We start from the raw sequence: 12,457 nt of genomic DNA on the forward strand, positions 1-12,457 counted from the left end.
CTTCGGCTCGGCAGGCCACGCGTCACAACGACGAAGTCGTGGTTTCTGCTTCAACCTGTCAAACAGCGCGATGTCATCCGCGCAGGCGGGTATTCCAGAGACAGCAGTGTTTGAACCGAGGGGCCGCGGCTCCCTCCAGGCGTCGTCCCTGCCTGGTGCGCAATTGCGCACGGGAGCAGGAACCCATACTCCGCGGCGGATGCTGTTGAAGGGATTCGTCGTTCAGTCATTGCGCAACAGACACCTTCGGTGGTTATGGGTCCCTGCTTTCGCAGGGACGACACTGAGTGTGCGGCACTGCCGGCGAGTCATACGCCCGCATTCGCGTGACATCGTTTTGTCCGAGCTTGGCCGCCGCTATGGCAGGCGGTCGGACGGAAGCCGGTAGCGCCACGTTTCGCCGGCGAGCACCCCGCGCTGTCGACGCACAACGGAGGGCCATTCGGAGCGAACCATGCTCAGCACCGCAGCATCGGCGGACGGACCTTCATCGGCGGCAAAATATGCGCGAAGCCTTCCTTCGCAGCGGAAGCCGAGGGCGGCGTAGAGATCAAGCATGTGCCTCAGGCGCCAGTCCAGATGCAGCTCGGTCCGCTCGACGTCGAGCACCTCGAATGCATACCGCGTCATGAGATGTGCAACGTGACTGACGAGCATGGCCTCGTCCAGTCGTCCGATGCTCCAGATGGGGGCGAACGTAGCCCGCTTTTCGTGCCGGTCGATCGCGCCGAATCCGGAAACGCCGAGCAGGTCTCCCGATCCCGCGGCCTCGATTGCGAACGCGGCTGCGGTGTCGACCTGGTCCCGGGCCACCGCCAGGCGCGCGGTGTTCGGCCGGTCAGATGTGCCGCGATCGAGCCGTCGCAGCACGGCCGCCTCGCGAAGCTGCTGCGCGCGCGATGACTCCGGGCCGGTGATCCTGGTCAACAGGATGCGGTCGGTGGCGAGGCTCGCATGGTTGCTCGACGGGTACATGCCCTATTGACGCACCCGATCAGCATGCCGTCAAATGACCGGAACGCCAGTTCATATGCAAATTGGTTATGCCCCTGAATCCAAGACATATCGACCTGTTTCGAGAGGTCGTGCGCCACAACGGAATCACGAAGGCCGCCTTGAGCCTTCGGGTGGGCAGCCTTTCATCAGCCGCGCGATCGCACGTCTCGAGCGCGAGATCGGTTTTGCGTTGTTCGAACGCGGGCGAGGCGGCGTCACGCTGACGCCGGAAGGCGAGATATTCCTGCGCGAGGTCGAGAGAAACCAGGCCGGCCTCGAGTATCTGGCGCGCGCCGCGCGTGGCATTCGCGAGCGCGGCAGCGGGACGCTCAGGATCGCATGTCTTCCGGCGTTCACCTTTTCGTTGATGCCGCAGATCGTCAGCAGCTTCCTGCGGAAGAATCCCGACATCGTCGTATCCGTGGCTGTCCACAGCCCCGAGCGCGTCTGGAGTCTGGTGGCCTCCGGACAATGCGACGTCGGGCTGGCGCGGCCGCAGGCGGGGTTTGCCGCGGTCGACGACGAGCTCCTCATGACAACGGAGGCGGTCTGCGTCCTGCCCCGCCAGCACCGGTTGCGCTCGAAGCGATCGATCGCAGCGCAAGATCTGCGGGGAGAGCCCATGATCGCAGCTTCCCCGAGCGCACCGCATCGATCCCGCTTTGAACGCATCCTCGATGAGGCCAAGGTCGAGATCAAGACGGTTGCGGAGATCCAGTACAGCATGCAGCGTTGTGCCCTGGTTGCGCAGGGACTGGGTTTCTCGATCGTCGACCCGATCGTGGCCCGGGATTTTGCAAGCTCCAGAATCGTACTCAAGCCGTTCGTGCCACGGCTGGAGATCGCCACCATGTTGCTGCTTCCTTCGCAGCGGCCGCGAAGCCGTCTCGCACTTCAATTCTGCGATCTGCTGCGCGCCGAAACCGCTGATTACAGGAAGTCCGCGCGCATGCAGGCTTGAGCACCAGCGGCAACGCCTTCTCTCGCGTTGCGCTCGGCATGACCTCGCGGGACGGCGCGAGCCGCCTGCGACGCAATCGCTTTGCTCAGCGCGCTGTGCTCGCGGAAAAATTCGACGGGCACTTGTGACTTTCGTCATCTCGACGCTCATATGTGAATGCCGCAGCTTGCGCGCGCATGTACGTCTCGCGCGTGTTCGATTCGTACGGATTGCATTCACGTCGCACGCGGTGGATTGCCGCATGATTGGGCAAGAGCGTTCGCAATGTGATCATGCACGGGATTCTCGATATGTCATCTACCGTGCTTAGGTCGCGCCTTCGCCGCGACATGCGTTTCGTCCAGGCGCGGAGATCGAGAAAATTTTCTGAAGACTCTGCGATGATGCGTTGCCCGATCGCATCGCATGAACGCAATCTTGGATTTCTGCACGCCGCGTGTTGCCGCCCCTCTGGTTCTCGCGCAGATTGTTCTCTAGATCAGTCGAGCCTGCTCGTGACGGAGCATCCGAGCCTGACACGGCAGTGACGCGACAATGATGAACGCCATGTGCGAGCACGACTGCCAGAGGAACCTGCGTCAACCCTATCAGGAGCGGCCGGCGTAAGCGGTCGATGTCCGCATCCCGAAATGCCTCTTCCTTGTCTCCCCGAAATTCGCCGGTCTGTGAGCGGCCGGCGACGCAACCTTGGGAATGCGCTTCCGTTGAGCCAACGTTCGTCGTTCGCGCCAACGGGGCACGAAAGTACATGCAAGAAGACGACAAGACGCCGGCACACGCAGCGCAGTTCCTGGAGCACGTTCCCTTGCCGCGCGAGCCGCGGAACATCAGGGATGTAACCCCCGCGCCGCCGCGGCTGTTCTCGACACGACACTATCCGCCCTCGGAGCAGTTCGAGGTCTGGAAGACGCGGATGGCTTCGCTGGTCGACGTTGCGCCACCGGAAGGTCATAGCCCTGCAAACGGGTTCCTGGTGGAGTACCTGACCTGCAACATGGCCGATGTCGTCTTCACGTCGGGGCGATTCGCCGCGCAATCATTCGCCCGTGTCATCAAACCGTCGCATGGCATGCCCGTCGATATCTGGTGGCTGTACCGGGTGCGCTCCGGCGAAGCCCGCTTCGAGACCGCAGAGCGGCGGATTCACGCCGGGCCGGGCGCCATGTTCCTGATCTCGCTCGATGAGGATTTCCGCGGCAGCATCACGGACTATGACGGCCTGGTGCTGGGCTTGCCGCGCCAGTCGTTCGCCGATGTGGCCGATCGGCTCGACGGTGTCTGCAATATTCTACTCGAAGGCAATCTGATCGAATTGTTGGCCGATTATTTCGACCGACTCGAAACGCGCATCACCTTCATGTCCTCGGAGGAGTTGAGGCAGGCGGGGCGGGCGACCGCGCAGATGATCGCCGCGTGCATCCAGCTCTCCTCGGATCGACTGGAGCAGGCGCGCGGCGCGATCGAGTCGGTGCTGTTCGAGCGTGCGCGTCTTTATATAGAGTCGCACCTCGCCGACTTCGACCTGACGCCGGACCGCATTGCGCAACAATTGCGGATCTCGCGTTCTGCCCTCTACCGTGCATTCGAGAGCGTCGGCGGCGTTGCCGGCTACATCCTGCGCAAGCGGCTGCGCTCGGCGCATGCAGAACTTGTCTCGTCCGCCGAGAGGCAGGTGCAGGAGATCGCCTATCGCCACGGCTTCAAGCTGGCGTCCGATTTCACCCGCGCCTTCCGCCGCGAATTCGGCGTCAGCCCGCGCGAGATGCGCGAACGCATGCGCCGCCGATCAACTACCGGTTGAGGTGCGTGCAAACAACTCATGGTGCATCGAGCGAATCCTTCAACTTGTGAGACGATCTGCGTGTTATTTGGACGGCCTGCTGAGTGACGCTGGCAAAATTGTGTCTATCATTTTGCAACATGACGACTCGGGGCACATTGATGGGGCAGTCGAGCGAGCGCCGGGTGGCAAGATGCGCTCGTTGAATTCGACACATCGTTGGCCAGGACGGGACGATGATCGTGTGCACGATCATCGTTATTTTTTCGCGCGTGCGGCCGACGGGCCCGCGCGTCGGCCCGGTCCATGGCGCGTCGCCTCCGGCGTCTGGACCAGATGTCGCGAAAGGGGCGCACCATGGCTGTCGCACACAACTCAACAAAATCGCTGAAGCGTCGAGGGCGCGCCGGCTTCGTCCGGAGCTGGGTCGCATCGGGCGATGCGGGCAGCACTTCGCTGCGGCGACGGCTGCTGGCCGTGCTGCGTCAGGCGCACCGTGTCCTTGGCGTGAAGCGGGATCGCTTAAGCCTCGGGTCACTGGGAATCGGCGGGTCGGCCGTCGCGACGGCACTTGCGTTAGGCGTCGCGGTGCTGACCGCCTCGGCCGCGAGCGCGGGAAGCGTGCAGCTCGGTGGTGGAAGTGCGACCGGCACCGATTCCGTAGCGATCGATACCAATTCGTCAGCCAGCGGCCTGCGCGCCATCGCGATCGGAAGTGGAGCAAACGCGGCCGGCTTGGATGCCGTTGCCCAGGGCACCGGCACCAGCGCAGGCGCCCAGAACGCCATCGCGATCGGTTTTCAGTCGATCGCTTCACAGCTAAATTCGCTCTATCTCGGCTCGCGCACGGCCGCGGGAACCGGTGCGCTTGCTACGAGTGCCATCGGCATTGGCACGGACGTAACGGCATCCCAGGTCGACGCGATTGCGGTTGGGCGTTCATCCGTTGCGTCAGCGCAGTACTCCGTGGCGCTCGGCCTGAATGCCAAGGCAACGGGCACCGGCGGCGCGATGGCGCTGGGCCAGGGCACGGTCTCGAGCGGCGTCAACTCAGTCGCGCTCGGCGTCCAAGCCATCGCCACCGGCGCCGGCACCAGCGCCTTGGGCACCTTCGCCAATGCCACCGGAGGCAATGCCACTGCGGTCGGCGTCAGCTCCTTGGCGAGCGGCAACTATTCGTGGGCCGGAGGCTGGGCATCCGTTGCCTCGGCGGACAGTGCGACTGCGCTTGGCAAGCAGGCGACCGCGTCGGGGATCAACTCATTCGCCGGAGGCAGCTCCAGCAACGCAGCCGCAGATTTTGCCGTGGCCGTGGGTAATCAGGCGCAGGCGCTCAGCACGGGGGGCTCGGTCGCGATCGGATCGGGCGCGGTCGTCAACACTGCGGCGACGGGCGGCATCGCGATCGGCAACAATGCGGCATCCGCCGGCATCAATTCGCTCGCGACCGGCGTTGGGGCCAGTGCCGCCGGCACAAGTTCGCTGGCGATCGGCACTGCCTCAAATGCGAGTGCCGCCGCCAGCACTGCGGTTGGCAACACAGCCGTTGCCAGCGGCCAAAACTCCTCCGCATTCGGGTCTGGAGCGCACGCGACAGGAGACAACTCTCTTGCGGCCGGCGTCAGCGCCAGCGCCAGCGGAATCGCCAGTACCGCACTCGGCATCGGCGCCAATGCGTCGGCTACGAGCGCCATCGCCGTCGGCAACAATGCCGCGGCCAGTTCCGCCAACGCGGTCGCCATCGGCACCAGCGCGACCGCAACCGGCGGCCAGGCGGTTTCCATCGGTGCGAACAACGTCGCCTATGGCGATGGCGCCGTGGCGATCGGCGATCCCAGCTATGCTAGCGGCACCGGCGCCTTCACCGGCGGCGCGAACAATATCGCCAACAGTGACGGCACCGCCAGCGCCACCGCCGCCAACCAGGCCAACGGCGCCGTTGCGATCGGCAACAACAACAAGGCGATCGGACAGGGCTCGGTCGCGCTCGGCAACGGCTCGACGGCGGGCGCCGCCGGTCTTGCCGGCAATGTCGCACTGGGCAACGGCGCCACCGCGACGGCAAGCTCCGGCGATGTTGCGCTCGGTTCGGGCAGCGTCACCGCTGCCGCCGTCAACACGCCGAACACGGTGATCAACGCCACCACCTACAGCTTCGCGGGGACGACGGCGACCTCGACCGTCAGCGTCGGTGCGCTCGGCGCCGAGCGCACCATCACCAATGTCGCGGCGGGCCGGATCAGCAACTCTTCGACGGATGCGATCAACGGCTCGCAGCTCTGGGCCACCAACCAGGCGGTCGACGGCCTCGCCACCACCGTCAACAACATCAACACCGGCGGCGGCATCAAGTATTTCCACGCCAATTCGACGCTGGCGGATTCCTCCGCGGTGGGCACCGATTCGGTTGCGATCGGCCCGGTGTCGACCGCGACCGGCAGCGGCTCGGTGTCGATCGGCAACGGCGCCAACGCCGCGAATGCCAACGATATCGCGCTGGGCTCGGGCAGCCAGACCAGCACGGCGGTTCAAACCGCCAACATGGTCATTGGCGGCGATACCTACAGCTTCGCCGGAACGACACCGACCTCGACGGTCAGCGTCGGCTCGGTCGGCAACGAGCGCACCATCACCAATGTCGCGGCGGGGCGGGTCAGCAACGGCTCGACCGATGCGATCAACGGCTCGCAGCTGTTCGCCGCGACCTCGGCGATCGACAGCCTCTCGACCGTCGTCTCCAGCGGCCTGACGCATTACTATGGCGTCAACGACGGCGGCACCCAGCAGGCGAACTACAACAACAACGGCGCGACCGGGACCAACTCGATGGCGGCCGGCGTTGCTGCCTCGGCAACTGCCGCGAATTCGGCCGCGCTGGGCTTCAACACCCAGGCGACGGTCGATGGCGGCGTTGCGCTCGGCTCGGGCTCGATCTCCAACCGCGCGCTCGCGCCGGCGTCCGGCACGATCGGCGGCACCATCATCCCCTTCAATACCACCGACCTCGCGCTGCTCGGCGCGGTGTCGGTCGGCAACGCGACGAGCTATCGGCAGATCACCAATGTGGCCGACGGCACCCAGGACAGCGACGCCGTCACCGTGCGCCAGCTGACCGGCGCACTGACGTCGTTCGCGACCACGACGACGAAATACTTCCACGCCAACTCGACGCTCGCCGACTCGCTCGCGGTCGGCAACAATTCGGTCGCGGTGGGCCCTGCGACCGTGGTCAATGGCGACAACGGCATCGGCATGGGCTTTGGCGCAACCGTGGCGCAGACCGCACCCGGTGGCATCGCGATCGGACAGAATTCGGTGTCCAACTTCGCCGATTCGATCGCATTCGGAACCAGCGCGCAGGCGAGCGGCGTCCAGTCGGTGTCGATCGGCGCCGGATCCCAGACCACCAACCCGACCAGCGTCGCGCTCGGTCCGAACGCCAAGGCGACGGCGCAGGCCGGCGACGTTGCGCTCGGTGCGAATTCGACCACCTCCACTGTGGTCGCGACTTCGAGCACCTCGATCGGCGGCACCACCTACAACTTCGCCGGCACGACGCCGACCTCGACCGTCAGTGTCGGCAGCGCCGGTGCGGAGCGCACCATCACCAACGTGGCCGCGGGCCAGATCACCCAGACCTCGACCGACGCGATCAACGGCTCGCAGCTCTGGGCCACCAACACCTCGCTTGCCGCTCTCTACACCACGGTGAGCAACATCTCGACCGGTGGTGGCGGCGTGAAATATTTCCACGCCAATTCGACCGCGGCGGATTCCATCGCGACCGGCGCGGAGAGCGTTGCGATCGGCCCGCAGTCGGTCGCGAGCGGCGCCAATGCGATCTCGATGGGCAACGGCTCGGCCGCATCGGCCGACAATTCGGTCGCGATCGGTGCCGGCGCCAAGGCGACGGCGGCCAACTCGCTGGCGCTCGGCGCCAACGCGACCACCACGGCCAATCTGAGCGACGCGGCCTATACGCCTGTGGTCGGCAAGAGTGTCGCAGGGGTTGCGACCGGCGAAGTGTCGGTCGGTTCGTCCGGCGCCGAACGCCGCGTCACCAACGTCGCGGCAGGCTCGGCTGCGACCGACGCGGTCAATGTCAGCCAACTCCAGGCACTCGCCTCGAGCTCGATCCGCTACGACACCGACGGCTCCGGCAACACCACCAACAAGCTGACGCTGAACAGCGGCAACGGCGCGCCGGTGAGGATCAGCAACGTGGCGCCCGGCGTCCTCGGCACCGATGCGGTCAACGTCAATCAGCTCAATAGCGCGTTCCAGCAGCTCAACGGCCAGATCGGCGAGGTGCGGCAGGACGCCTGGCGGGCGGCCGCGATCGGCATGGCCGCCGCATCGCTGCGCTATGACGACCGGCCCGGCAAGGTGAGCGCCTCGGCGGGCGGCGGCGTCTGGCGCAGCCAGGGCGCGCTCGCCTTAGGCATCGGCTACACCAGCGAGAACGGCAAGCTGCGCACCAACGCGGCGGCAACCACCGCCGGCGGCGACTGGGGCGTCAGCGCCGGCGTGAGCCTGACGCTCAATTGACCCTGACGTCGACGAGGCGGCTGGCGTGTCTGGCTTTGGCGATCTGGCTCGGGGCGGCGGCGAACGCCGCCGCGCAGGGCGCGCCGCCTGCCGCCTACGCCGTGAAGCCGTCGGACGTCGCGGTGCCGGAGGGCGAGACGCTCGGCGAGTTCAGGCGGATGATCCAGCCGTTCAAGAACTGGACCTTGATTTGCGACGAGAGTCTCAAGTCGAAGCGCCGCGTCTGCAACGTCACGCAATCGATCGTCAACGTACAGGGTGCAATCGCCTTCAACTGGTCGCTGATCGCGACCGCCGACGGCAAACCGCTGATGGCGATGCGGATTCCCGCAGCCGCCGGGGTCGGCGCGGAGATCGAGCTCGCGATGGGCGACAGTCCGGACCGCATCGTCGCGCAGACCGATCGCTGCGATGGCAATTTCTGCTTCGCCACAGTCGCGATCGGCAACGTGCTGAGGCGGCACATCCGCGCGGCGACGCCGTGCCGCGTGTCCTATCAGCTGCCGCAAGGGCCGATCGTGCTGGAAGCGCCGCTGGACGGACTATCCGGCGTGCTGGCGAAACTGAAATGAAGCGAGGTCGGACATGCGGATGTGGAATTCCGGCATCCGGCACGAAACTGAAGTGCGAAGTGAAAAGGACGGATTGTCGATGCGGCGCACCCTTGGATTGATCTTTGTTGCGGTCGTCGTAGCCGCGCTCGGTGCCGCCGGCGTCGTGGTCTACGCGCAGCAAACGCAACCTGTACCCTTGCAGCCGGCCGCACCTGCGCCGGCCAAGAAGCCTGCTGCCGCCGCCGCGAAGCCCCAGCCGCACAAGTCGCAGCCGCGTCCGCAGGAAACGCCGACGCTGCCGTCTGCCGCGGCATCCGTTCCGCCGCAGCAGGCGGGCCAGCAACCGACCGTGTTCGACGAGCACGCGCGGCAGGGCAACATCGTGACCTGCGCCAATCTGTTCGGGACGCTCGGCCGCGGCCTCGCGATGAACTCCAACTACACCGCGCAGTCGCAGTGGGACGCCAAGGCCGGCAATTCGCATTCGGTGCAGTCGCTGGTCGCGCTCGCACCTAACCAGCCCAGCCAAGCCACCCCCGCCGCCAATCAGCAGGCCGCCGGCATCGTGTTTGCCGCGCCGGTCGGATCGTCCTGCGAAGGCAATCTGGTGCGGGTGACGCCGCGGACGGAGAATTGCTCGACGGTTGCCGCCGAGCTCGCCAAGCTCAACGGACAGACCGGCGCGCTCGGTGAACTCGCGACGATGGCGCTGCCGAACGGTGCGCAGGTGGTTCTGATTCCGTTAGGCAACGCCTGCATCGCGGTGACCGCGCTGCGGGTCGCCGGGTAGCGCTGCTGCTCAACCCGGTCGACCCATGCCGTCGCCGGTCAGCCCGGCTGGCCGCGCCGCGTCGGTCCGGCCGATCTCACCAATGACGCCAGCGATGATGCCAGCGCGGGTAGCCGCCGCGATAATAGGCGTATGCCGGGCGCACCACGTGACGATAGCGGTAGCCGTAATAGGCCGGCCGGTATCCGCTATAATATGTCGTGGTGTAGCCGCCGCCCCAACGATACGGCGCAGCGTAATAGCCATCATCATAGGCATAGCCGCCGCCGTAATAGGCGGGCGAATAGCCGTAACCGTAGCCGGGGTAGCCGTAACCATAGGCATAGCCCGGATAGCCGTAGGCTGACGAGGCGAGGCCGCCGACGACTGCGCCGGCAATCAATCCGCCTGCGAGCGCGGGACCCCACCCCCACCCGCCGTGTCCCCACCGTGCTTCGGCGGGCGCCGGGGCTGCGATGGCGCTCACCCCAAGCGCACCGACGGTTGCAAGAACAAGGCCTGTCTTCCTCATGGGATCCTCCTCGATGATAGTTGCCCAGCCGGTCAACGGCGCAGGGGGGGCATTGGTTGCGAATGGCGGCGCCTGCAACGAACCCGGGCCTGCAACAGGCCTGGCTGGCGAGATGGGCGCAACGGTGCTGCCGTTGACGGCGAAGCAAATGTTCAAAGCCGAACGGAACCTGTTCCGATCTTCCGCCGGTCGCAGCGGATGATGATCCGCGCAAGCTCGCTGAACATCGACGTGACGGCGAACCCACGCTTCATTTCAAAACGGGAAAGCGCGGCCATCGGTTCCTGAAGGATGATCGCGCGGCAGTTCCCTTGGTGCGAAATGTCGCGTCGCGCCGGCATCTAGGAACGGTGCGGGCGGCGCCGCTGTTTTCTCACAGTTCACCGGTGAAAAGCGCGCACGGCTGTGCCGCGTCCTCGCCGGCTTTGTTGGAATGCGGCCGCGGTGCGGAGCGTGCCGGCCATTGGCGCCGGCCTCGCAATCCGGGTAGCCGCCAAACTCCAGGAGGAATCGGTAATGCAGAGCAAGATCATGAAGAGCAGGTTTCTGCTGACGACGGCCGTGCTGTTGGCCGGCGTCAGTCTCGCTTCGGCGCAAGGCATGCGCGAGGGCGGCGGCGGTGGCAGCGTGGGTGGCGGCGGAAGCGTCGGCGCGGGCGGTGGCGGTGGTGAACACGGCCGATCCGCAGGCCCGTCGGCCGGCAGTTCCGGCGGTGCAATGCATGGCAGTCCCGGGGCGTCGCGAAGCGAAGGCATGACGGCCGGCCGCGGCCAGGGCGGCGCACGAGAGAGCCAAGGTGCACGAGAGAGCGGTCGGGCTGAAGGTCAGATGGGCCGCGGTGCGGCCGAGCGCAGCCAGAGCACCGGCCAGGCTCGCGAGAGCGGCCGCGCCGAGCAGGGTCAGCGCAGCCAGACCAAGCAGGAGCAGACCGTCGGCCAGAGCCGAAACCAGCGCGAGCAGATGGGCCGATCTGAATCCCGCGAACGCGGCAGCGCCACGACGCGGCAAAGCCAGCAGCAGGAGAATCGCGCCAACAGCGCGAACCGCAGCCAGGGCACCACGACCGGCCAAGGGACGGCTCAGGACAAGGCTCAAGGCAAGACTCAAGGCAAGGCGGACACGACGACCGGCCAGAGCACGACCACGGGCCAAGCAAAGGGCGCGAACACGACCGCCGGCCAAGGCACAACGGCGGCCCCGAATACACGAGCCGGCCAGACCACGGGCGCGGCCGCTCCGCAGTCCGGTACGACGCAAAACCGGATGAACTCCGGACAGACCACCGGTCAGGCTCAGGGACAAGCCGGGACAACCGCTCAGACCCAGGCCCAGTCGAACGCCACGATCCAGACCGAGGCCGGGCGCACCGTGACCGCGCAGCAGCAGAGCACGATCCAGCGCTCGGTGCTGTCGGCGCGTAACGCACCGCGCGTCAATGTCAGTACGATCAACTTCGCGGTCAATCCGGGCGTGGTGGTGCCGCGCAGGTTCAACGCGGTGTCGGTTGCCGCCTTCCCGGCGCTGATCGATGCGTTCCCCTATTATCGCGACGACAGCTTCTTCGTCGTCGAGGATGAAGTCGTGTTCCTCGATCGCGAGCGCCGCGTCGTCGACGTGGTCCCGGTCGGACCGCGGACGCGCTTCAGCCATCGCGGCGGAGGCGGTGGTGGCGGTAGCGTTGCGATGATGGACCTGAACCCGCAGCAGATCCGCGAGGTGCAGCAGGTGCTGATCGACCGCGGCCTGCTGGTCGGCGAGGCTGACGGCGTATTGGGATCGCGGACCCGCGAGGCGCTGATCACCTTCCAGCGTCAGGAGGGCATCACGACCAGCGGCAGCGTCGATACGCGCACGGTGACCGCACTCGGCCTGTCGGATCGGATCGGTCAGGGCGCGGGCGCATCGTCGACGGTCGGCCAGAGCCGCACCCAGCAGAACACGACTGGACAGACGAGCGGACAGACCAACAACGCGCCGCAGAACCAGTCGACCGGCCAGACCGGTGCTCAGCAGCCTGCCCAGCAGAATACGACCGGGCAGACCACGGGTCAGGCGAACTCGCCGCAGAACCAGTCGACAACCGGCCAGAGCGGAAATCAGCCGTCCGCTCAGCAGCAGGCTCCGCAGCAGAATACGACGGGCCAGGCTGCACCGCAGAACCAGTCGACCGTCGGTCAGGGCAGCGGCAACCAGCCAAACGCCGGCCGGGACACGCAGTCCAGCCAGCCCAACCAGAACAACAATCCGCCGTCGTCAGGCTCAGGCCAGAGCCCGCAGACGCCGGCGCAAAACTCCGATCGGAAATAGGATCTCTGTG

General features: G+C 66.2%; 9 protein-coding genes. 6 read left to right on the plus strand and 3 right to left on the minus strand.

Going from position 1 to position 12,457, the window contains the following annotated elements; translation table 11 throughout:
- Positions 1-357: 357 nt before the first annotated feature.
- Positions 358-975, minus strand: coding sequence for a GNAT family N-acetyltransferase (locus ACE10X_RS07040; protein WP_038384337.1), 618 nt, complete (start codon positions 973-975; stop codon positions 358-360).
- Between the two features lie 34 nt (positions 976-1,009).
- On the opposite strand from ACE10X_RS07040, the gene ACE10X_RS07045 reads away from it, so the two are divergent.
- The 5 genes from ACE10X_RS07045 to ACE10X_RS07065 all read left to right on the plus strand — a co-directional run bounded on the left by ACE10X_RS07045 (position 1,010) and on the right by ACE10X_RS07065 (position 9,629).
- Entirely contained in the window at positions 1,010-1,957 is a 948-nt protein-coding gene (locus ACE10X_RS07045; protein ID WP_244435772.1) for a LysR substrate-binding domain-containing protein, read from the plus strand.
- Positions 1,958-2,870: 913 nt separating this feature from the next.
- Positions 2,871-3,758, plus strand: a complete 888-nt coding sequence (locus tag ACE10X_RS07050) for a helix-turn-helix domain-containing protein (protein WP_244435771.1) — start codon at positions 2,871-2,873, stop codon at positions 3,756-3,758.
- A gap of 336 nt (positions 3,759-4,094) precedes the next feature.
- Entirely contained in the window at positions 4,095-8,285 is a 4,191-nt protein-coding gene (locus ACE10X_RS07055; RefSeq protein WP_375764120.1) for a beta strand repeat-containing protein, read from the plus strand.
- Positions 8,282-8,857 carry an invasion associated locus B family protein gene (locus ACE10X_RS07060; protein ID WP_304557486.1) on the plus strand — a complete coding sequence of 192 codons (576 nt, stop codon included), beginning with the start codon at positions 8,282-8,284 and terminating at the stop codon, positions 8,855-8,857. Before ACE10X_RS07055 ends, ACE10X_RS07060 begins: the two co-directional genes overlap by 4 nt.
- A gap of 79 nt (positions 8,858-8,936) precedes the next feature.
- Positions 8,937-9,629: a hypothetical protein gene (locus ACE10X_RS07065; RefSeq protein WP_038384332.1), complete on the plus strand. Its 693-nt coding sequence runs from the start codon at positions 8,937-8,939 to the stop codon at positions 9,627-9,629.
- A gap of 76 nt (positions 9,630-9,705) precedes the next feature.
- Here the strand turns inward: ACE10X_RS07065 and ACE10X_RS07070 are convergent, their stop codons facing one another.
- The gene (locus ACE10X_RS07070; RefSeq protein WP_304557487.1) at positions 9,706-10,140 is read right to left on the minus strand and encodes a hypothetical protein; all 435 of its coding nucleotides are present in this window, start codon (positions 10,138-10,140) and stop codon (positions 9,706-9,708) included.
- A gap of 152 nt (positions 10,141-10,292) precedes the next feature.
- On the minus strand, positions 10,293-10,418 hold the full coding sequence (locus ACE10X_RS07075; protein ID WP_276325852.1) for a hypothetical protein: 126 nt from the start codon (positions 10,416-10,418) through the stop codon (positions 10,293-10,295).
- Between the two features lie 238 nt (positions 10,419-10,656).
- On the opposite strand from ACE10X_RS07075, the gene ACE10X_RS07080 reads away from it, so the two are divergent.
- Positions 10,657-12,447 carry a peptidoglycan-binding protein gene (locus tag ACE10X_RS07080; RefSeq protein ID WP_038384327.1) on the plus strand — a complete coding sequence of 597 codons (1,791 nt, stop codon included), beginning with the start codon at positions 10,657-10,659 and terminating at the stop codon, positions 12,445-12,447.
- Positions 12,448-12,457: the final 10 nt, after the last annotated feature.

Origin of the sequence: Bradyrhizobium sp. Pha-3, assembly GCF_042258325.1 — a bacterium.
GTDB lineage: Bacteria > Pseudomonadota > Alphaproteobacteria > Rhizobiales > Xanthobacteraceae > Bradyrhizobium > Bradyrhizobium elkanii.